General features: G+C 62.4%; 17 protein-coding genes and 1 tRNA gene. 3 read left to right on the forward strand and 15 right to left on the reverse strand.

All coding sequences use genetic code 11. From position 1 onward, the window contains the following. The first annotated feature begins 286 nt into the window (after positions 1-286). Positions 287-4,855 (forward strand): LamG-like jellyroll fold domain-containing protein, encoded by a 4,569-nt coding sequence (locus AC2FNY_RS16230; RefSeq protein WP_496803095.1) that lies wholly within the window; start codon positions 287-289, stop codon positions 4,853-4,855. A gap of 359 nt (positions 4,856-5,214) precedes the next feature. After that, a complete protein-coding gene (locus AC2FNY_RS16235; protein WP_234176865.1) occupies positions 5,215-7,488 on the forward strand; it encodes a DUF6851 domain-containing protein in 2,274 nt (757 codons plus the stop codon). 318 nt (positions 7,489-7,806) lie between these two features. Here the strand turns inward: AC2FNY_RS16235 and AC2FNY_RS16240 are convergent, their stop codons facing one another. Then, the gene (locus AC2FNY_RS16240; protein WP_234140733.1) at positions 7,807-8,139 is read right to left on the reverse strand and encodes a DUF1491 family protein; all 333 of its coding nucleotides are present in this window, start codon (positions 8,137-8,139) and stop codon (positions 7,807-7,809) included. Between the two features lie 58 nt (positions 8,140-8,197). Further along, positions 8,198-9,103, reverse strand: a complete 906-nt coding sequence (era, locus tag AC2FNY_RS16245; RefSeq protein ID WP_234140734.1) for a GTPase Era — start codon at positions 9,101-9,103, stop codon at positions 8,198-8,200. A 181-nt stretch (positions 9,104-9,284) separates the two neighbouring features. On the opposite strand from era, the gene AC2FNY_RS16250 reads away from it, so the two are divergent. Then, on the forward strand, positions 9,285-10,670 hold the full coding sequence (locus AC2FNY_RS16250; protein WP_496803096.1) for a multicopper oxidase family protein: 1,386 nt from the start codon (positions 9,285-9,287) through the stop codon (positions 10,668-10,670). Between the two features lie 53 nt (positions 10,671-10,723). Here AC2FNY_RS16250 and AC2FNY_RS16255 read toward each other — a convergent pair whose 3' ends face one another. The 13 genes from AC2FNY_RS16255 to AC2FNY_RS16315 form a co-directional block, all read right to left on the reverse strand. Then, positions 10,724-12,418, reverse strand: coding sequence for an acyl-CoA dehydrogenase family protein (locus tag AC2FNY_RS16255; RefSeq protein ID WP_496803097.1), 1,695 nt, complete (start codon positions 12,416-12,418; stop codon positions 10,724-10,726). Positions 12,419-12,542: 124 nt separating this feature from the next. After that, complete coding sequence (locus AC2FNY_RS16260; RefSeq protein WP_234140738.1) at positions 12,543-13,106, reverse strand: hypothetical protein; 564 nt, start codon at positions 13,104-13,106, stop codon at positions 12,543-12,545. Positions 13,107-13,114: 8 nt separating this feature from the next. Beyond that, a complete protein-coding gene (locus AC2FNY_RS16265) occupies positions 13,115-13,438 on the reverse strand; it encodes a hypothetical protein (RefSeq protein WP_234163934.1) in 324 nt (107 codons plus the stop codon). Between the two features lie 251 nt (positions 13,439-13,689). Next, positions 13,690-13,765: transfer RNA gene (locus tag AC2FNY_RS16270), tRNA-Val, on the reverse strand. A gap of 63 nt (positions 13,766-13,828) precedes the next feature. Then, a complete protein-coding gene (gene modC / locus AC2FNY_RS16275) occupies positions 13,829-14,908 on the reverse strand; it encodes a molybdenum ABC transporter ATP-binding protein (protein ID WP_496803098.1) in 1,080 nt (359 codons plus the stop codon). Beyond that, positions 14,905-15,597 carry a molybdate ABC transporter permease subunit gene (modB, locus tag AC2FNY_RS16280; RefSeq protein ID WP_234140743.1) on the reverse strand — a complete coding sequence of 231 codons (693 nt, stop codon included), beginning with the start codon at positions 15,595-15,597 and terminating at the stop codon, positions 14,905-14,907. The genes modC and modB overlap by 4 nt, the downstream gene beginning before the upstream one ends. Before the next feature lie 3 nt (positions 15,598-15,600). Continuing rightward, positions 15,601-16,350, reverse strand: a complete 750-nt coding sequence (gene modA, locus AC2FNY_RS16285; RefSeq protein ID WP_496803099.1) for a molybdate ABC transporter substrate-binding protein — start codon at positions 16,348-16,350, stop codon at positions 15,601-15,603. Positions 16,351-16,415: 65 nt separating this feature from the next. Continuing rightward, positions 16,416-16,787, reverse strand: a complete 372-nt coding sequence (locus tag AC2FNY_RS16290) for a winged helix-turn-helix domain-containing protein (RefSeq protein WP_234167349.1) — start codon at positions 16,785-16,787, stop codon at positions 16,416-16,418. 81 nt (positions 16,788-16,868) lie between these two features. Then, complete coding sequence (gene gap, locus AC2FNY_RS16295; RefSeq protein ID WP_496803100.1) at positions 16,869-17,894, reverse strand: type I glyceraldehyde-3-phosphate dehydrogenase; 1,026 nt, start codon at positions 17,892-17,894, stop codon at positions 16,869-16,871. Positions 17,895-18,042: 148 nt separating this feature from the next. Beyond that, positions 18,043-19,029 carry an ABC transporter ATP-binding protein gene (locus AC2FNY_RS16300; RefSeq protein ID WP_496803101.1) on the reverse strand — a complete coding sequence of 329 codons (987 nt, stop codon included), beginning with the start codon at positions 19,027-19,029 and terminating at the stop codon, positions 18,043-18,045. Then, positions 19,026-20,021, reverse strand: a complete 996-nt coding sequence (locus tag AC2FNY_RS16305; protein ID WP_496803102.1) for an ABC transporter ATP-binding protein — start codon at positions 20,019-20,021, stop codon at positions 19,026-19,028. The genes AC2FNY_RS16300 and AC2FNY_RS16305 overlap by 4 nt, the downstream gene beginning before the upstream one ends. Next, on the reverse strand, positions 20,018-21,142 hold the full coding sequence (locus tag AC2FNY_RS16310) for an ABC transporter permease (protein WP_234163931.1): 1,125 nt from the start codon (positions 21,140-21,142) through the stop codon (positions 20,018-20,020). The genes AC2FNY_RS16305 and AC2FNY_RS16310 overlap by 4 nt, the downstream gene beginning before the upstream one ends. Before the next feature lie 4 nt (positions 21,143-21,146). Further along, on the reverse strand, positions 21,147-22,151 hold the full coding sequence (locus tag AC2FNY_RS16315) for an ABC transporter permease (RefSeq protein WP_234176860.1): 1,005 nt from the start codon (positions 22,149-22,151) through the stop codon (positions 21,147-21,149). Positions 22,152-22,209: the final 58 nt, after the last annotated feature.

Below are 22,209 nucleotides of genomic sequence, written 5' to 3' on the forward strand. Positions count from 1 at the left end.
TTGCTCTCACGCCGCTTGTCATCTGCTGAATGTGAAACCTGGACCTATTCCGCGCGACAAGATACGGCATTCGACCGTGAAGTTGCCCTATTTTGACCACATTCGCCAATGCCTATTTTTGCCTAGTCAAAAGAAAAGCACATTTATGCCAGTCTCTTAGATGGGCTTCTGCAGAAAACCGCCGGTTTGCGCCAAGTTAAACGCAACCCGGTTGTGCGCCAAAGAATATCCTCTTTTTGATCCTAATAATCGGAGCCGTCGAAAAAAGTGATTGGAGCATTCCGGAATGGCCGAGCTGGATTCAACGGGGCCACTTGCCTTGTCCCCCGTCTTCGCAATCGCGGGAACACGCGCTTTTACCGGGGATGAGGGCGACTATCTGGATGCGGGGCATCATGGGTCGCTGGGGTTGCGTTCCGGGACAATCTCTTTGGGTTTCTCGGTGGCACATCTTCCGGGTGACCGGGCGATCATCGGCAAGGATGGATCGGGCCGTGGCGACGGCGGGGGTTTCACGGTCTGGGTCAAGGATGGCACACTGATCGTCACGCTGGAAAGCGCCACGGATACGCGCTGGTTGAAGGTGCCGGACCTGGTGCTGGAGGCGGGTCGGCAGTACCACCTTGGCTTGGGCTTTGGCGCGGACGGGCTGGAAGTCTGGCTTGACGGGGCACTGGTTGCGGCCGATCCGGAATGGACGCAGGGTATCGAAACGAACACTCATCCGCTGGTGATCGGCGGCACGAGGGCCTGGCGCGAGGGCGACACGCAAGAGGCGCATACGCTGTTCGAAGGAGAGATCGGCGATGTCATGGTCTTCGACCAGCAATTGGGCGGGGTCGACATGCGCAGCCTGGCATCCGCGATCGACCCGGCGCTGGCTGATGCGTCGACGATGGCGGCGCGGATGGAGGCGCTGTTGCCGCTGCTGGGCGACATGCATCACGGATCGGAGACGCTGCAGGCGATGCTCAAATCCTATGGTGCCGACGACCATGGTCACCTGATGCCGATGCCGGCGCTGCAGACCGGTGGCGACGGCGCCGACACGCTGGATGGTACCGGTGGCAGTGACGGCTTGGATGGGGGGATGGATGCGGACCTTCTGACCGGCCTTGACGGCGACGACATCCTGCAGGGCGGTTATGGCAACGACACGCTGGGCGGCAATGGCGGCAACGACATTCTTGACGGCGGGCACGGCGAGGACCGGCTGTATGGGGGGGCTGGCAACGACCTGCTGATCAGCCGCGCTGATGGCCGCGAGCCGTATATCCACCCCAATCCCGCGCGTGACGAGGGCGATCCGCTGGGCGAGCTGACCCGTGGCAAGCTCTATCCCGACCAGCCGATCCCGGCAGATGATCTTCTGGTTGGCGGCGCGGGCGCTGACATCTTCTATTTCCAGACGCTGATCAATGCCAAGGAGCGCTATATCGAGAAGCATACGCGCGACGATGGCAGCATCAACTGGCACGGCGTGGCAGGCGAGAACGATAAGCTGCACGATCACTGGGTCGACGGCATTGGCCACGATGTAGTGTGGGATTTCAGCCGGGCAGAGGGCGACCGGTTGGTGATTGAGGGCCACACGACCAAGATCTTTTCGATCACCTATGGGGATGCGGACGGCAATGGTGTGATGGACCATTCGGTGATCGCGCTCTATTCCGACCAGGGCAGCGGTGGCGGCGCCCATGACAAGGACCGGCTTGGGTCAATCACGGTCTATGGTGACCTGGTGAAACGATCTGACATCGAACATACGTCGAAACCGGCCTATGGCATTGTAAAGGGCATTGATGCTCTCGCCGAGGCACTGGCGCCAAAGAACCGGGGCACCGAAGCCGCAACCATCACTGCCCCCGCCGACCTGCCAGATACCGCAGACCTCAATATCAAGGGCCTGCCCGACCCCGTCTTCGCAATCGCGGGAACACGCGCTTTTACCGGGGATGAGGGCGACTATCTGGATGCGGGGCATCATGGGTCGCTGGGGTTGCGTTCCGGGACAATCTCTTTGGGTTTCTCGGTGGCACATCTTCCGGGTGACCGGGCGATCATCGGCAAGGATGGATCGGGCCGTGGCGACGGCGGGGGTTTCACGGTCTGGGTCAAGGATGGCACACTGATCGTCACGCTGGAAAGCGCCACGGATACGCGCTGGTTGAAGGTGCCGGACCTGGTGCTGGAGGCGGGTCGGCAGTACCACCTTGGCTTGGGCTTTGGCGCGGACGGGCTGGAAGTCTGGCTTGACGGGGCACTGGTTGCGGCCGATCCGGAATGGACGCAGGGTATCGAAACGAACACTCATCCGCTGGTGATCGGCGGCACGAGGGCCTGGCGCGAGGGCGACACGCAAGAGGCGCATACGCTGTTCGAAGGAGAGATCGGCGATGTCATGGTCTTCGACCAGCAATTGGGCGGGGTCGACATGCGCAGCCTGGCATCCGCGATCGACCCGGCGCTGGCTGATGCGTCGACGATGGCGGCGCGGATGGAGGCGCTGTTGCCGCTGCTGGGCGACATGCATCACGGATCGGAGACGCTGCAGGCGATGCTCAAATCCTATGGTGCCGACGACCATGGTCACCTGATGCCGATGCCGGCGCTGCAGACCGGTGGCGACGGCGCCGACACGCTGGATGGTACCGGTGGCAGTGACGGCTTGGATGGGGGGATGGATGCGGACCTTCTGACCGGCCTTGACGGCGACGACATCCTGCAGGGCGGTTATGGCAACGACACGCTGGGCGGCAATGGCGGCAACGACATTCTTGACGGCGGGCACGGCGAGGACCGGCTGTATGGGGGGGCTGGCAACGACCTGCTGATCAGCCGCGCTGATGGCCGCGAGCCGTATATCCACCCCAATCCCGCGCGTGACGAGGGCGATCCGCTGGGCGAGCTGACCCGTGGCAAGCTCTATCCCGACCAGCCGATCCCGGCAGATGATCTTCTGGTTGGCGGCGCGGGCGCTGACATCTTCTATTTCCAGACGCTGATCAATGCCAAGGAGCGCTATATCGAGAAGCATACGCGCGACGATGGCAGCATCAACTGGCACGGCGTGGCAGGCGAGAACGATAAGCTGCACGATCACTGGGTCGACGGCATTGGCCACGATGTAGTGTGGGATTTCAGCCGGGCAGAGGGCGACCGGTTGGTGATTGAGGGCCACACGACCAAGATCTTTTCGATCACCTATGGGGATGCGGACGGCAATGGTGTGATGGACCATTCGGTGATCGCGCTCTATTCCGACCAGGGCAGCGGTGGCGGCGCCCATGACAAGGACCGGCTTGGGTCAATCACGGTCTATGGTGACCTGGTGAAACGATCTGACATCGAACATACGTCGAAACCGGCCTATGGCATTGTAAAGGGCATTGATGCTCTCGCCGAGGCACTGGCGCCAAAGAACCGGGGCACCGAAGCCGCAACCATCACTGCCCCCGCCGACCTGCCAGATACCGCAGACCTCAATATCAAGGGCCTGCCCGACCCCGTCTTCGCAATCGCGGGAACCTACGATTTCGATTCCGAGCTATTGGCGCCGTTGGTTCTGCCGCATGAGGGTTCTATGGCATTGGCCAGGGGTACGATCGCATTTAACTTCATGGCCCGCGAATTGGTCGAACACCAAGTCCTGTTCTCAAAGGACGCACAAGGCAATGGAGAAGGCGGGCACGTTACGGCCTATCTTGATGAACTCGGCAACCTCAGCGTTCGAGTTCAGGATGCGGAACGATCGTATTACATGACAGCGGATCTCGCCGTTGTTGCTGGGCGTTACTACGATTTTGCACTGACTTTCGGTGATGAAGGGGTGAAATTGCTTCTCGACGGTGTGCCCGAGGTCCACAACCCTTATGTCGAATTCGACTTGGCCAGAAACTTCGAGCATCTTGTGGTCGGGGCCAGTGGCTGGAACAACACGCCGGGCTTGGCTGACAGAATTCACAGCTCCTTCAACGGAACGATCAGCGATTTCGTCATGTTTGACCACGTCTTGACCAGTGAAGAGTTGCGCGAGGCGGGATTTGGAACCGGAGATCGTGAGCAACTGGGAAAGAGCGAGGCAACCATCGAAATGTCAGGGACCGCCGGCGACGACGTTCTGACTGGCGGTGGCAAGGCCGACAGGCTGTCTGGCGGGTCGGGGGACGACGAAATCTTCGGATTGGACAATGACGATGTTTTGAAGGGCGAAGACGGCAACGACACGATCCGCGCCGGCGATGGGTCAGATACGGTAATCGGAGGAAACGGTCACGACCGTATCCATGGCGGTGAAAGCGAACGCGATACGCGAGATGAAATCTATGCAGGCGCCGGAAACGACCATGTAGACGGAGGATACGGTAACGATCTGATCTTCGGCATGGATGGTGACGATACGATCTACGGCGACTTCGGCGTTGATGAGCTGCGGGGACAGGGTGGCGACGACATGATCACGGGCGGGGCCTTCTCGGACGTGATCTTTGGCGGCGACGGAAACGATTTTGTCAACGGCGGCTTCGGTCACGACCGGATCAATGGAGGCGCCGGTGCCGACAAGTTCTATCACGTCGGGGTAATCGACCACGGCTCGGACTGGGTGCAGGACTACAACGCCGCCGAGGGCGACGTGCTGGTCTTTGGCCAGGCCGGCGCCACTGCCGACCAGTTCCAGATCAACCTGGCCCATACCGCCAATGCTGCGGGCGAACGCTCGGGCAGTGACGATGTGCAAGAGGCGTTCGTGATCTACAAGCCCACCGGCCAGATCATGTGGGCGCTTGTGGATGGTGAGGGCCAGGGCAGTCTCAATCTAAGGGTCGGTGAGGACGTGTTCGACCTTTTGGCGTAGTGATTGGGAAACAGTAGAGCGGGATCGGGACTACTTTCAACAAGCAGTTACTTGGTATTGGCCAAGTCCTGCTTCGGCGAAGAAGTCACAGATTAATACCAATTGGTTAACACTTAACTCGGTAGGCAATTCGCGTCGCAGTCTCCCAACTGGAAACACTCTGGCGTACTCCCGAAACTCCGGTGGGCTGGCCGAGCCGGACCGATGACAGGTTGGAATGCTGTCTGTAATTCAGTTCAAGCCGTAGGTACCCAAAAGGGGGTGGTGCTGACCGGCAGACTCCCGCATTGTCGTTATCACGATTTCGTGAGCACTCCGTGAGCGCTTCTCCTTTTTTGCTTGATCGGGATACTTCGAAGATGCCAGCCGAACAATCGATTGTTGCCCAATGGAACGAAATGCTGCTGGAGGCCATCCGGTCGGGCGGCGCCAAGCCGACTGCTACGACGTACCAGCTGCATCTCACCTCTGCTGCCGTTTATGATGCATGGGCCGCCTATGACGCGGATGCCAACGGCTATTATGGCGATATAATGCGCCCAGGCGCAGAACATACCGACGTCAACAAGGCTGCCGCGGTCAGCTTTGCCGCCTATCGAATGCTGGTTGAGTTCTTTCCCGACCAAAAGGCGCATTTCGACGATTTCATGAACGATCTGGGATATGATCCGTCGGATACTGGCACAGACCCTTCGACTGCGGCCGGCGTGGGCAATCTGGCGGCGGCCACCGTCCTTGCGGCCCGAGCCGGAGACGGATCGAACTACGACGGCGAATTCGCGGACACGACCGGGTACGTGCCGGTCAACAACCCCGACGAAACCGCGTCCAACGCGCCCGGCGGACCGGATTTCGATCCCAACAAATGGCAACCCCTGCGGGTTCCCAATGGTACATTGGTCGACGAAAACGGTGTGCCGGTCTACGACAATGACGATCCCTCGACCTATGACGACCAAGTCGCGCTGACCCCACACTGGGGCGGTGTCACACCGTTCGCTCTGACCTCGGGTGACCAGTTCCGCCCCCCGGCTCCACCCCAGTTGGGCGACTTCGGCGAATATGTGGATGGGCTTGGCAATGTGACCACCGGGGACCAAGCTTGGCGCGACCAGTTCTCCGAAGTGGTAACTTATAGCGCTAATCTGACCACCGAGCAGAAGGTGATTGCGGAGTATTGGGCTGACGGGCCGCGTACGGAATCGCCTCCGGGCCACTGGAACCAGATCGCCCAAGACATCGCTCTGCGCGAAGGTCACGGTATCGACGAGGACGCCAAGCTGTTCTTTGCCCTGAATACTGCCGTGTTTGATGCTGGGATCGCCACATGGGAGGCGAAATACGCCTATGAGTTCATTCGCCCGCAATCTGCAATCCGGCATCTGTACCATGACCAGGAAATTCAGTCCTGGGGTGGCCCGAATGAGGGCACGGTGACCATGCTTGGGCAGGAATGGCAGCCTTATCAGAACGTCACTTTTGTCACCCCGCCTTTCCCAGAGTTCGTTTCCGGCCATTCCACTTTCTCGATGGCTGCCGCGCGTACCATCGCCAGCTTCGTGGGTTCGGACATCTACTATGACGGGACAACCTACGGCAGTTACGACCTTGATGATGTCGAAGGGGTCGACCTGCTGGGCGAATATGTCGCGACCCACCTTGCCTTCGAGGATTTCGGAGTTGGCGAGGATCCCATCGTTCTGCGCTGGAATACTCTGACTGAGGCTGCCGAAGAGGCGGGTATCAGCCGGTTGTACGGCGGTATCCACATCCAGGATGGCAACCTGCAAGCGCTGGAGGTTGGGCGGCAGGTGGCCGAGCAAGCTCAGAAGCGCTGGGAAGCGCTATTCACCCGCGCGGGGGACGATAAACTCTCTGCAAGCGCAGATGGTGGGCTGATGGTCGCGGGCTCCGGCGATGATCTGATGTTGGGCGAGGCGGGTTACGACCTGTTCGAGGGCGGCACTGGCAACGACATCCTGCTAGGCAAGGCAGGAGATGACACGCTTCGGGGTGGCGATGGCGCCGACACGATGAGTGGCGGAGACGGAAATGACGTGCTGCTGGGCGGAGACACCGATGCCGATTTGGGCGACCTTATCTACGCTGGTATCGGGGATGATCTGGCGGACGGCGGGGCTGGAAACGACCTGATCTATGGCATGGAAGGAAATGACACTCTCCTCGGCGGCGCTGGCGCCGACACGTTGCTAGGCCAGGCGGGTAACGACGTGATCGCAGGTGGTGCATCTTCCGACGTGATTTTTGGCGGTGAAGGCGCGGATTTCATCAACGGCGGTTTCGGCTACGACCGGATCAACGGCGGTTCGGGTGCCGACAAGTTCTATCACCTCGGCATCTTCGGCCACGGCTCGGACTGGGTGCAGGATTATAACGCTGCCGAGGGCGACGTTCTGGTCTTCGGCAATGCTTCGGCTACAGCCGACCAGTTCCAGATCGATCTTGCCCACACCGCCAATGCCGAGGGCGAACGCTCGGGCGATGACGACGTGCAGGAGGCGTTCGTGATCTACAAGCCCACCGGCCAGATCATCTGGGCGCTGGTCGATGGCGAGGGGCAGAGCGAGATCAACCTCCAGATCGGTGGGAACGTGTTCGATCTGCTTGGATAGCGTTTGAGAGGTGGCGAAGCAGGATTAGGATCAAGTCAACCGATCGGGTGTTCGGTAAAGGTCAAATCCTGCTCTCGCAACCAGTGTTGCAGAACGGCCCGACGACTGGCCAGTTGCCGAGTTTCTTGTCCCCGCGCAAGCAACCAAATCGCTGCTGTCAAAGGAACCTGACTTGAGGCGGGCAGGGCGGCACTCGCACAGTTTGCATAGCATCGCCGGCTGAAGGGCTATTTCCCCAATTTTTGACAGCATTCTCTGAATTGCCGCCTTGAAGATGGTCAACGAAGTCGGCTTGCGCGGTAGGTGGCTGCGACACTTTTATTGTTTTAGCCCGTCTTGATCCAGAAGATGACGACCTTTCCGGTCCTCAATCTCGATCACCCAAAGATCGGGGTCGAAGCTACACTGGCGGGTGATCGCGGCATCCACCTCTGATTCCCGACCACTGGCCAGCGCGGTCCAGGACCGCTCGCCGCTCATCAGGTCGTATTCCCGGTGATAGGCCACAGCCTGTCCGTCAAGGGTGTTGAGCTTGATCAACACAGCCCCCGCCGTATCGTCACCATGGGCCATCACATAGGCGGGGATGTTCATCAGGCGCAGGCGCGCCAGATAGGCATGCACCCAGAATTCCGCCGTCAGCCTTGCCATACACTTTCCTTTCGGCGGCGCGAGAGATTTTTCGTCGAAAAATCTCGGCCCGCGCGCCTCAGTTGCCGTCCTTGAAATCGAGGCCCATTTCGGAATAGCGCTCGGCCTCTTCCAGCCAGTTGGGCCGCACCTTGACCTGAAGGAAGAGGTGGATCTTGCGGTCCAGGAACTCTTCCAGCTCGGCCCGTGCCGCCTGTCCCACTGCCTTGACGGTTTCGCCGCGCTTGCCCAGCACGATCCCCTTGTGACCGTCGCGCATGACATAGATCACCTGGTCGATCCGGGCCGAGCCGTCCTTGCGCTCTTCCCAGTTCTCTGTCTCGACGGTCAGTTGATAGGGCAGTTCCTGATGCAGGCGCAGGGTCAGTTTCTCGCGGGTGATCTCGGCTGCGATCATCCGCATCGGCAGGTCCGCGATCTGATCCTCGGGATAGAGCCAGGGGCTTTCGGGCAGTTCCGCCGCCAGCCATTTGCGCAGGTCGTCGACCCCATGGCCACGTTCGGCCGAGATCATGAAGGTGCGGGCAAATTCGAAACGCGCGTTCAACGCTTCGGACAGACCCAGCAGTTTTTCCGCAGGCACCCGGTCGATCTTGTTGATGGCCAGCGCCACGGTGCGGCCCTTGGCGATCTCGGTCAGCCCTTCGAGGATACGTTCGACCCCTTCGGTGATACCGCGATGGGCCTCGACCATCAGCACCACGATATCGGCATCCGCAGCGCCACCCCAGGCGGCGGCAACCATGGCGCGGTCAAGCCGCCGGCGCGGCTGGAACAGGCCCGGCGTGTCGACAAAGACGATCTGTGCATCGCCCTCCATCGCGACGCCACGAATGCGCGTGCGTGTGGTCTGGACCTTGTGGGTGACGATCGACACCTTGGCCCCGACCATGCGGTTCAACAGGGTCGATTTGCCCGCGTTGGGCTCTCCGATCAGGGCGACAAATCCGGCGCGTGTGGTCATGGGCGGGTCCTGGTTGCAAGTCGCATCCTCTACAGGGTTTTGCGCGCGCTCGCCAGAGGGCAAATGCCCTTTAGCGACCAGAGGGCGCATTGCGGGCGGTGCCGCCCCATGTCAGCCTGTGTCTCAGGTCCAGCCAACTGACAGCCCGGCCTCTTTCCCAATTGCAGAAATGAGGTGTCGCATGTTTCGTCGCGATCTGTTGTTTGGAGGCGCCGCCCTGTTGGGGGCCGCCGGCTTGGCGCATCTGGGATCCGCCATGGCCCCACACGGGGTGCAGGAGTTGGTGGTTCAGCAAGCGACCTACCAGCTGCGCCACCAGCGGACGGCGGGCATGGTCAGCCTGTCGTCCGATGCGCCGCCGCCGGTTCTGTACGGGCGGCAGGGGCAAGAGATGCGGTTCACCGTGCGGAATACTCTGGATGAGTACACCGCGATGCATTGGCACGGGCTGAGGATCGCCAACGCGATGGACGGGGTGCCCTATCTGACCCAGATGCCGATCGGCCCGGACGAGGGGTTCGCCTATGCCTTTACCCCGCCCGATGCGGGCACCTATTGGTATCACCCGCATTGCATGACCATGGAACAGATGGCCCATGGCCTGACCGGGGTGATGGTGATCGCAGAGGCCGAGGATCCGGGGTTTGACAGTGAAGAGGTCATTAATCTGCGCGATTTCCGGCTGGACGCGGCGGATGCCTTCCTGCCGGCCTTTACCGCGCGGGGCGCAGCGCGGGGCGGTACCATGGGCAATGTGCAGACCGCCAATTGGCGGCAGGGGCCTGTCTATGATCACAGCGCCGGGTCATTGGTGCGGCTGCGGGTGGTCAATACCGACACGACGCGGATCTACAAGCTCTATCTCGATGGCGGTATGGCGAGGATCATCGCCTGGGATGGGCACCCGGTCAGCGTCGAACTGCCGGTGCCGCGCGCGGGGGCGCCGCTGTTGCTGGCGCCCGGTCAACGGGTCGATCTGGCGGTGGCTATGCCGGTGGAGGAGGGGCGGCAGGTCGGCCTGATGGCCGATCTGCCCGGCCAGCCGCCCCGGCTGATGGCCGGGCTGCGCGCTGTTGGCTCCGGGCCCCAGCGCGATCTGGCCGAGCTGAAACCGCTGGCACGGAACCCGCTGGCAAAGCCAGACCTCGACCGCGCCGAACTGCACGAGTTTGTCTTTGGCTGGACACCCGAAGGGGATGCCCCCAATGACGGGTTCTGCGGCACGCTGGGCTATACGTTCTGGTCGATCAATCGCACGCCCTGGGCTGGTGATGGGGCGACGGGCACGGCGCCACTGGCGGTGCTGGAACGCGGCAAGAGCTATGTTTTACGCCTGCGCAACGAATCGCCCAACCAACACCCGATCCACCTGCACGGTCTGGCATTCGTGCCGATCGCGTCGAACCGGCGCAGTCTGCCGCCGCTCTGGACCGATACGATGCTGCTGTTGAAGGACGAGGTGATCGACATCGCTCTGGTGGCCGACAATCCGGGCGACTGGGCGTTCCACTGCCATGTGATCGAACATCAGAAGACCGGGCTGACAGGGTTCCTGCGGGTGACCTGAGGCAACGAAAAAGCCCGGCGCTGGGCCGGGCTTTTCAAACTTTTGAAGTTGGCTCAGCCCAGCAGGCGGCGGGCGATCACCTGAGCCTGAATCTCGGCGGCCCCTTCAAAGATGTTCAGGATGCGCGCATCGCAGAGCACGCGGCTGATCTTGTATTCCAGCGCAAAGCCGTTACCGCCATGGATCTGCAAGCCGTTGTCGGCCGCAGCCCAGGCCACGCGGGCACCCAGCAGCTTAGCCATCCCGGCCTCGAGATCGCAGCGGTGGCCGTGATCCTTTTCCCAGGCGCTGAAATAGGTCAGCTGGCGCGCGATCATGATCTCGACCGCCATCATCGCCAGCTTGCTGGAGACGCGCGGGAAGGCGATCAGGGCGCGGCCGAACTGCTTGCGGTCCTGCGCATATTGCATGGCGATATCCAGCGCCGATTGCGCCACGCCAATGGCGCGGGCAGCGGTCTGGATGCGCGCGCTTTCAAAGGTCTCCATCAGCTGTTTGAAGCCTTTGCCCTCTTCGCCGCCGAGCAGGTTCTCGCCCTTGACGTGGAACCCGTCAAAGCCAAGCTCGTATTCCTTCATGCCGCGATAGCCCAGAACCTCGATCTCGCCTCCGGTCATGCCGGGGGTGGGGAAGGGCTCGGCATCGGTACCCGGCGTTTTTTCAGCCAGGAACATGCTGAGGCCGCGGTAATCCGTGGTGTTGGGATCGGTGCGCGCCAAGAGCGTCATCACATGGGTGCGCGCGGCATGGGTGATCCAGGTCTTGTTGCCGGTGACCTTGTAATCGCCGTTCTCGTCCTTGACCGCGCGGGTACGCAGGCTGCCAAGGTCGGAACCGGTGTTCGGCTCGGTAAATACGGCGGTGGGCAGGATCTCGGCGCTGGCGATGCGGGGCAGCCAGCTGGCCTTTTGTTCGTCGGTGCCGCCCGCGATGATCAGTTCGGCGGCAATCTCGGACCGGGTGCCCAGCGAGCCGACGCCGATATAACCACGGCTGAGTTCCTCGGACACCACCACCATCGACGCCTTGCTGAGGCCAAAGCCGCCGAATTCCTCGGGGATGGTCAGGCCGAACACACCCATCTCGGCCAGTTCCTCGATCACCTCCATCGGGATCAGCTCGTCATTGAGGTGCCAGTCATGGGCAAAGGGTTCGACCTTTTCCACCGCATAGCGGCGGAACTGGTCGCGGATCATCTCCAACTCTTCGTCCAGGCCAGAGGCGCCGAACATGGTGGCGCCGGCCTGCTCCTGCATCAGCTCGACCAGACGGGTGCGGGCGGCCTGTGTGTTGGCCTTCGCCATCAGGGTCTGCACTTCGGCGGCCTGGAAACCCGACAGGGCGTCCCAACCCAGGCCCAGATCCTGAAGCCGGACCACCTCGCCCTGGTTCATCGGGATGCCACCGGCCATCTGGTGCAGGTACTCGCCAAAGGCGATCTGGTGAATCAGCTGTTCGATCTCGCCGAACTTGCCCTCGGCCTGCAGCGCCTCGGCCCAGCGCTGCATCTGGCGCAGCGATTGCTGATAGGTGGCCAGCCAGGACAGGCCATGCGCGGCGGTCTGATTGGCGTCGATCAGGGCCCCGGACACACGGCCGCCTTCGCTCACCATCTCGCGCACGGAGTCGCGGGCGCGCTCGAACAGCGCATCCACCGGGGCAAGGGCCGCACCGGTCAGGCTGAGAAGGTCGGGCAAAAGAACGGTTTGCGTGGTCATCGTCATCGGGTCCTGTCCGTCATGGGCCATGAATCACATCCTCTCTTGGTCCGTCCGGTCATATCATTTTGCACATGCAGCGCAACAAAAATGCGAAGAATGAAGGGAAATGGATCGAAAATTACGTGACGACTTTGCTGCCGCAGCGGAGCGCTCAGGCGCTCCGGCCCAACAGGCGAAAGGCATAGAGCAGCGCCAGCATGCCAAAGAAAAGGCCAGAGATATCGCCGATCAGATAGGCGATCGCCTCGATCGGATCGCTGCCAAAGGCCATGTTGGTCAGGCTGGCGATGATCAGCGAGGTCACGATCCCCACCCCCATCACGCAGAGCCAGCAAGGTGCGCGGTCCTGGCTTGGAAACAGGTCCAGCCCGATGACACGAAGCAGGTGCAAGCAGAGAGGGACCGTGCACACGGCAATGGCAATGGCGATCATCCGACTGGGCAGCAAGACATCCATGCCGCCGACATAGGCAAATGCCGCGATCACCCCGGGCAGCAGGGCCGGAACCGCCCGCCAGCCCAGCAGCCAGGCGGACAGAACCCGCACCCCATGTGGCAGGAACAGCAGGCTGGCGCGGCTGGAATACTCGGGAAAGACCAGGTTCTGGAGCGGCACGACCAGTTCAAAAGTCAGCAGGATCGTGGCAAAATAGGCGCTCGAAGCAACAGCTGTTTCAACGCCAAGCCTGCCTAAACTCCCTTCTTTGTCACCCATGCGCGGGATCAGCTTTCAGGAGAGCGCACGAGATAGCAGCCCCGATTCATGGTGCTGCATTGCGTTAGGTATCCTTTGTTGACCAGCGATTTAAGCGCACGGAAGAAAGTCGGTCGCGATACGGTTTCGAGAAGTGCGTGCTCGATCAGCCCGACAGTACGGACACGGCGATCATTCTCTGACAGTTCACTCGCCGCGTAATAGATGTCACGCTCAACAGGACTCAGGTCTTGCAGGCCAAGTGTGCGTTCCATGCTATGCAATAGTCGGCGCAGCTCCGCCAGTTTTGAGAGAGTCTGCATGCCGAGTGTCGATCCTTGTTCTTGAGTCATGAAATGACATCTGCGACCGAATATAGCATTCTGGCCTATATGCCAAGTTTTGCATCAGTATCATATTGACACAATATCGAAAACCTCTAGGGTGTTGGCTCTAATAGGGCTGCGATTAGAGTGAGTGGTGGCAGCCAATAGGCACTTTCAAGATACACGCCCGGCACCGAAAGGTGTCGGGTTTTTCATATGTGTTGATAGCTGGCCGATACGCAAAATCTTGCTGTTGTTTGCCAATTCTTAGAAGAGGCTGGTGGGTGATGAGAGACTCGAACTCCCGACATCTTCGGTGTAAACGAAGCGCTCTACCAACTGAGCTAATCACCCTTGTCGCGCGGGTTTAGCCAAGCCGCGATGCCGGTGCAAGAGGCATTTGTGGTTCACGGCCCGTCAGCGGCCGATATCTTCGGGTGCGATGGCGACCGATTTGACGACCGCATGACAGGGCGTGCCTTCGTGCAGTTCCAGCGTTGCAGCAGACCGTCGCGTGATGCGGGCCAGAACGGTTCCCGCACGGGTGGATACCGAGACTAACGCACCCGGCCCGTCACCGCTGCGGATCTGCGCCACATGACCGGACAGGATATTAAGCGCCGAAAGCCCCTCGGGGCGCTGCCGGGACAGGATCACGTCCTGTGCCGGGATACGCAGGCGCAGCACCGTGCCCTCGGGCTGCGCGATGCGTGGCAGGAACAGGCGTTCGCCCCCGGACTCAAGCTCGGTCAGGCCATCGGTGTGATGGGCAATCACCCGCGCTGTCAGGATCGCGCCCGCGGCGCGGGCGCCCAGCGGAGTGACGGCGGGGTCGGCCAACACCTCGGCGGCGCTGCCCTGTCGGATCACGCGCCCGTCCTGTAGCACGATGACGGTCGTGGCCAGCCGGGCGACCTCGGCGGCGGAGTGGCTGACATAGAGGATCGGAATCCGGGTCTCGTCACGCAGCCTTTCCAGATAGGGCAGGATCTCGGCCTTGCGCGCCTCGTCCAGGGCGGCGAGCGGTTCGTCCGCCAGGATCGCGCGCGGATTGGACAGGAGCGCGCGGCCGATCGCGACCCGCTGACGCTCTCCCCCCGACAGGGCACCGGGGCGGCGGTCTAGCAAAGAGCCTATCCCCAGCATCTCGATCACCTGTGTCGGAGAGGCAGGCCCGGCCCGGCCCGCGAACCAGCGACCATATCCCAGGTTCTGCCGCACGGTCAGATGCGGGAACAGGCGCGCGTCCTGAAACACATACCCCATGCGCCGACGATGCGGCGGCAGCCAGGTTCGGCTGGCGCTATCCTGTAGAACCTGGTCCCCCAGCGCGACACGCCCGCGTTCGGGGTTCAAGAGACCGGCCACCGCGTTGATCACCGTGGTCTTGCCGCTGCCCGAGCGCCCGAACAACACGGTCAGACCAGGCGGCGCTGCAAAGGCCACGTCCAGAGTGAAACCCTGCATCGGATGGCGCAGTTCGACCTCGAGCTTCATGTGCCGGCCACCCGTCTGGCGGCGCGCCGGGCCAGTACCTCGGAGGCCAGGAGTGCCCCCAGCGCCAGCGCGACCGAGATCATAACCAGCCGTGTGGCGGCGCTCTCTCCACCGGGAACCTGCAAGAAGGCATAGATGGCCGAGGGCACGGTCTGGGTCTGGCCGGGTATGTTCGAGACAAAGGTGATCGTCGCCCCGAACTCTCCCATCGCCTTGGCAAAGCCGAGGATCGCCCCGGCGATCAGGCCGGGCAGGATCAGCGGCAGGGTGACGGTGGCAAAAACCCAGATGCGTGAGGCGCCCAGCGTAGCGGCGGCCTGTTCCAGCTTCGGGTCAACCGCTTCGATCGACAGGCGGATGGCGCGGACCATCAGCGGAAAGCCCATCACCGCCGCAGCCAGTGCCGCCCCGGTCCAGTGAAAGGCCAGTGTCAGGCCAACCGAAGCCAGCGCCTGTCCCAGCGTGCCAGTCGGCCCGAAACCGAGCAGCAGCAGATAGCCCGTCACCACCGGGGGCAGGATCAGCGGCAGGTGCACCAGCCCGTTGAGCAGCGTCTTGCCCGGAAACCGCCCGCGCGCCAACGCATGTGCCACCAACAGCGCCAGCGGAAGCGACACTGCCGTGGCCCAGGCGGATACTTTGAGAGAAAGAGCCACCGCCTGCCATTCATCGGGGCCGAGCCACGCCATGGGTCAATCCTCCACCGGCAGGAAGCCATGCCGGACAAAGACCGCCTGCGCCTCGGTGCCAAATAGATGCACAAGGAAGGAACGCGCCGCGGCATTCTCTTGCCCCGCTACCAATGCGGCTGGATAGAGTATCGGCGGATGGCTGTCGGTGGCAAAGGTCATCAGCTGAGTGACCCGCGGGTCGGCGCGCGCATCGGTGGCATAGACGATGCCAAAGGGCACGGCGCCGGTGGCCACCAGCGCCAGCGCGGCGCGGGCGTTGTCGGTCTGGACCACGCGCGGCGAAAGCTGCTCCCACAGGCCCAACTGGGACAGTGCCGCCTTGCCGTATTGCCCTGCCGGTACTGCATCGACCAGTGCCATGGCGATCCGCCCTGTCCCTGCGGACAGTTCGTCAAGTGGGTCCGACGATGTGTGTTCCACCGGGGCGACCAAGACCAGCCGGTTTGACACCAGGTCGCGCCGGCTGGTGGGGTCGATCCGGCCCTGATCAGCCAGCCAGTCCATCCAGCCGGGATTGGCCGAGACAAATACCTGCGCCGGGGCACCCAGCCCGATCTGCCGCGCCAGAACCGAGGACCCCGCAAAAGAGAGGGTAACGCTGTTGCCTGTCGCCGCCTCGAAACCGGCGGCGATCTCGTCCAGCGCGGTTTTCAGGCTGGCGGCCGCAAAGACGGTAACCTGTTCCGCGCGCGCAGGTCCGGCAAGCAGCAGGGTGCAAAGCAGGGCACGAAAGAACAGGGTAAATGGCAAGCGAGGCTCCGGCAGGCGATATGTCTGGGCGGAAATATCGCTATGGGTGCCAGCAGGTGCAAGGGCTAACTGCCGGTCTCGTCCTTTCGTAGCAGGGATTGCAGCTGCTTTGCATGTGGGGCGCCCGCGTTGTGGCAGGCGGTTTCGAACCGGCGATAGGCGGCCAAAACCTCTTGCCCGGTCGGGGTAAGCGTGGCGCTGCCGCCCTGGGCGCCGCCCCGGGCGCGCGTCACCACCGGGTCACGGAACATGGCGTTCATCGTCTCGACCAATTGCCAGGCCCGCTTGTAACTCATCCCCATCGCGCGCCCCGCCGCCGCGATCGAACCGGTCTGCGCGATATGGTCCAGTAACGCCGCCTTGCCCGGGCCAATCATGCCGGTTTCGCCAAAAACGAGGCGCAGTTTGTAGACGGGGGGTGGGCGCGTGTCGCTCATGGCCCGAGTCTGGCGCGTCATCCGCGCGGGTGCAAGAGAGGCCGGGCCCGGAGGAGAGGGAACAGGGCCCGGCCAGATGGCTCAACCCGCCAACCGCTGGGGAGCGATCAGCAACGCGCCGATCCGGCGCCCGGTATCCAGCATCCGGTTGGAAAAGCCCCATTCGTTGTCATACCAGCTGACCACCCGCACCAGCCCGTCGGCGGTGACGCTGGTCTGGGCAGCGGCAAAGCACGAGGAGTGGCTGTCGTGGTTGAAATCGACCGAGACCAGCGGATCCTCTTCATAGGCGAGGATACCGGACAGCGGCCCCTCGGCGGCGGCGCGGATGGCGGCGTTCACCGCCTCGCGGGTGGCCGGGCGTTCGGGCACAAAGCTCAGGTCGACCAGCGAGACATTCGGTGTGGGCACCCGGATCGCCGAGCCTTCGAGCCGGCCCTTGAGATGCGGCAGCACCTCGGAAATGGCCCGTGCCGCGCCGGTCGAGGTGGGGATCATCGACACCGAGGCCGCCCGCGCGCGATAGAGATCGCGATGGGCGGTGTCATGGGTCGGCTGGTCGCCGGTATAGGCGTGAATGGTGGTCATATAGCCGGTCTTGATGCCAAAGGCGCGGTCCAGCACCATCGCCATCGGCGCCAGGCAATTGGTGGTGCACGAGGCATTGGACACGATCAGATCGTCAGCGGTCAGCGTATTGTCGTTGACGCCAAAGACCACGGTACGGTCCGCATCCTTGCCGGGGGCCGAGATCAGAACCCGTTTCGACCCGTTCTCAAGATGCCGCGCGGCCTGTTCGCGCCCGGTGAAGAGACCGGTGCATTCATATGCGATATCCACATCGGCCCAGGGCAGATCCTCGGGGTTGCGGATTGCAGTCAGGCGGATGCTGTTGCGGCCCACGATCATGCGGTCGCCCTCGACCAGTACCCGCGCCCGCAGACGGCCATGCACGCTGTCGTATTTCAGCAGATGTGCCAGCGTTTCGGGGCTGGCAAGGTCGTTGATCGCCACCACCTCGATATCCTCGGCGCCGCTTTCGACCAGCGCCCGCAGCACCCCGCGCCCGATGCGGCCAAAGCCGTTGATTGCCACTTTCAGTGTCATGCCGTCCTCCATCGATGTGCCCGGTTGGCTCGGTTGAGAATCTGTTAGCGCTAACAAATCGAAAAAGCAACCGCTTTCTGGGACAGGTGAAGGGGGCGCCTGACCTGGTCAGGCGATCCTGCAGCGCAACGCTCTTGATAACCTCGGTCTAAAGAAGCTCTTGCCAGCGGTGGCAGGCAACCGCGTGGCCGCCCTCTGTTTGCAACACGGGTTCGCGGGTCTTGCACAGATCCGTCGCACGCGGGCAGCGGGTGTGGAACTTGCACCCAGGGGGCTGGTTGGTGGGAGAGGGGATCTCACCCTCAAGCTTTTGCGCACGGTCCCGGTCATCGGGGTCGAGCGACGGGATCGCTGAAAACAGCGCCTTGGTATAGGGGTGGCGCGGCGCCGCAAACAGCTTGCGGGTCGGCGCGCTTTCCACGATCCGGCCCAGATACATCACCGCCACATGGTCACAGCTATGGGCCACCACGCTCAGGTCGTGGCTGATGAACATATAAGTCAGGCCCAGCTCGGACTGAAGGTTTTTCAGCAGGTTCAGGATGTCGGCCTGGATCGACACATCCAACGCGGCTACGGATTCGTCGGCCACCACGAAACGCGGCCCCGACACCAGCGCGCGCGCGATCGAGATCCGCTGCCGCTGTCCGCCAGAGAAGGCATGCGGAAAGCGCCGCAGATGTTCCAGGTTCAACCGGCATTTCGCGGCAATCTCGCGCACGCGGGTGTCGGTCTCCTCGCGCGAGGCGGTCAGCCCCATCACCTCAAGCGGTTCGGCGATGATGTCTCGCACCGTCATTCGCGGGCTGAGCGCGGCATAAGGGTCCTGAAAGATCAGTTGCGCGCGTTTGCGGTAATCCTTCAACTCACCGCCCGACAGGGTGGCGAGGTCGTAACGCACCTCGCCATCGTCATAGGTTGCATGGCCGCCGGTGATCGGCACCGCGTTGAGCAGCGCCCGGCCCAGCGTGGTCTTGCCCGAGCCGCTTTCGCCCACCACGCCAAAGAACGACCCGCGCGGAATGCCGATGGATATCCCGTCCACCGCCTTGAGCGTCTTCTTGTTGAAGAGACGCCCGCCCACGGGAAAGCCCACCGTCAGGTCGCGGGTCTCGATCAGCAGTTCCTCGGTCATGCGGCGGTGTCCTGATGGCAGAGATGACAGGCGGTGCGGTGATCCGGGCCGGTATCGGCCCAACCCGGCACCGTCGTGCGGCAGATATCGCCGATGATCCGGGTGCAGCGGGTGTGGAAAACGCAGCCCTCGGGCCGTTCCAGCGGCGAGGGGATGTCGCCCGGCACCGGCATCAAGGGTTTGTCCAGATCGTCCAGTTGCGGCAGCGCGTCGATAAGGCCACGGGTATAGGGGTGGCGCGGGTTTCGGATCACCTCGCGCACCGGGCCCTGTTCGACCATGCGGCCCAGATACATCACCGCCACCTTGTCAGCGGTCTGCGCCACCACGCCCAGGTCATGGGTGATAAAGATGATGCCCATGCCGAACTCGGCCACCAGATCCTTCATCAGGTCGATCACCTGCGCCTGGATGGTCACATCCAGCGCCGTGGTCGGTTCATCCGCGATCAGAAGTTTCGGTCGGGTGGAAAGCGCCATGGCGATCATCGCGCGCTGGCGCATGCCGCCGGACAGTTCGAACGCATATTGGTTGAACCGGCTGGCCGCGTCCGAGATGCCGACCCGGTCGAGCATCTCGATCGACAGATCGCGCGCGGCGCGTTTGCTCAGATCGGTGTGGATCAGCAGCTGTTCCACCATCTGGCTGCCGATGGTCATAGCGGGCGCAAAGCTGGCCATCGGTTCCTGAAAGATCATGCTGACAGCGCCGCCGCGCACGATCTCCATGTCGCGCGGGCGTTTCAGCGACATCACATCCACCGGCCCGCTGTCCAGGTGCAGGGTGATCCGGGTGGCGGGGTCATAGACGGCACTGGCGGCGTTCAGCTTCATCAGCGCCTTGGCGGTCACCGACTTGCCCGAACCGCTTTCGCCCACCAGCCCCATAACCTCGCCCGGGGCGAGCGAGAACGACACATCCTCGACCGCGGTGATCAGCCCCTCGTCGGTGCGGAATTGCAGCGTCAGGTTCTCGACGTCGATCAGGCTCATTTGCGGCTCTCCGAATAGGGATCGGCCGCGTCGCGCAGCCCGTCGCCGACAAAGACAAAGGCCATGACCAGCGCGATGAAGAACAGGACCGGGATGAAATACCACTGATAGTTCAGCAGCACGTCAGCCTTGGTCACGTTCTGCAGCATCACGCCCAGGCTGTTGACCGGGTCCTTGAGGCCAAGCCCGATGAAGCTGAGCGCCGTTTCGCTGAGCACGACATAAGGAAACGAGATCACCAGATCGACGATGATGTAACTGGTGAAACTGGGCAGCAGATGGCGCCGGATGATGTGGCTGGGCGAGGCGCCGCACAGCTGGGCTGCCAGCACGTATTCCTGATTGCGCTCGGTCAAGAGATGGGTGCGCACCCGCCGCGCCAGCGTCGGCCAGCCCACCAGCCCAAGGATCAGGGTAATGACAAAGAACCGCGTCTCGGCCGACCATTCCGGCGGGATGAATGCGGCGATGGCCATGAAGAGCGGGATCGAGGGTATGGTTCGGACCGCATCCGTCACCATCTGGATCACGCTGTCCACCATGCCGCCGTAATAGCCCGCGATCCCCCCGATGGCGAGCGCCAGCACGAACGAGATCAGAACCCCTAGCGTTCCGACCTGAAGCGAGGTCCAGACCGCGTGCAGGGTGCGGCTGAAGATATCCTTGCCCGCGCTGTCCGTGCCGAACAGGTGGACATAGCCCTGATCCATGCCGAACAGGTGGATGTTGCCGGGGATGAAGCCAAAGAGCTTGTAACTGTCGCCCTGAACGAAGAACTGCACATAACGCCGTTCATCCTCGTTCACCTTTTCGACCCAGCGGAAATTGGTGGCAAGCGAGCGTTCACGGGTGACCGTATGCAGGAAGGGGCGCAGCGAGCAGCCGTTCTTGTCGCAGAACTTCGGTACCTGCGGCGCGCCGTTCAGATAATCCTTGTCGCGTCCCGCGACCGTGGGGTCATAGGGTGACAGGAAGGGGGCAAAGAGGCCCGACAGGATCAGTACCACCAACACGGTGGCCGCCACCATGGCGGCGCGCTGTTTCTTGAAACGTGCCCAGATCAACTGCCGCTGCGAGGCGGTGAAATAGGCTTCCTTGGCGGTCTGGCTTGGGGCTGTCATCGGATCACCTCAGGATGCTCTTGCGCACGCGCGGGTCGATCACCGCCAGCAGAATGTCGGTGGCAAAGTTCAACGTCACGATCGAGGCGGTCAGAAGGAAAATGATGGCGCCCGCCAGTTGCTGGTCGTTCGAGCGCGCCAGGGCTTCGAGCAGCAGCGATCCGGCCTCGGTCAGGGTCAGGATCAGCGCCACGATGGGCAGTTCGTTGAAGATACGGTTGAGGTCGAAACCCAGCGAATTGACGATCGGCCCCAGCGCGTGCCGCGCCGGATAGCGCCACAACAGGCGCCGGCCATAAAGCCCGCGCGCGGCGGCGGCGGTGACGTAAAGCTTGCCAATCTCGTCCGACATCAGCGCGCGCACCGTTTGCAGGGCAAAGGCGGTGGCCGACCAACCCAGGATAAACACCGGCAGCCAGGCGTGTTTCAGCAGGTCCAGCACCCGGTCCACCGACCAGGGCGCCTCCTTGTATTCGGGCGAAAACAGGCCCGTCAGCGTCTCGCCGAAATAGACGGTCGAGATCAGCATCACCATCAGCGCCAGCAGAAAGTTCGGCATCGCCAGCCCCAGATAGCTGACCACGCGCAGCGAGTTGTTCAGGTACGGATTGCGCGAGGCGGCCGAGATGATGCCGACCGGAATGGCGATCATATAGGCCACGAACAGCGCGCCGAGACATATCCAGAGCGAGATCCAGAACTTGTCGCCCAAGAGTTGCGCAATATCGACGCGCAGGATGCAGCTATCGCCGAAATCGCCCTGGAACGCGCCGGCCAGCCAGCTGGTCCAGCGGGTCAGGAATGGTTGATCCAACCCCAGCCGGGCGCGCTCGGCCGCGATATCGGCCAGCGTGATGGCCGAGCCTTGGGTGTTCTTGTAGGCGAGATAACGCTCGGCGCAGTCGCCGGGAACCAGCTCCATCAGCGAAAAGACGATCAGCGACACGATCACCAGAGTGACGAATGCCATGACCGCCCGTGTGGCGGCGAAGCGCGCGAAATGAAGCATCGAGACCTCGTTGAAGGGAAGGGGAAACGGGCAGCCGCGCCGCCCGTTTCCAAGGCGT

Source organism: Ruegeria sp. BHSC223, from assembly GCF_059613025.1.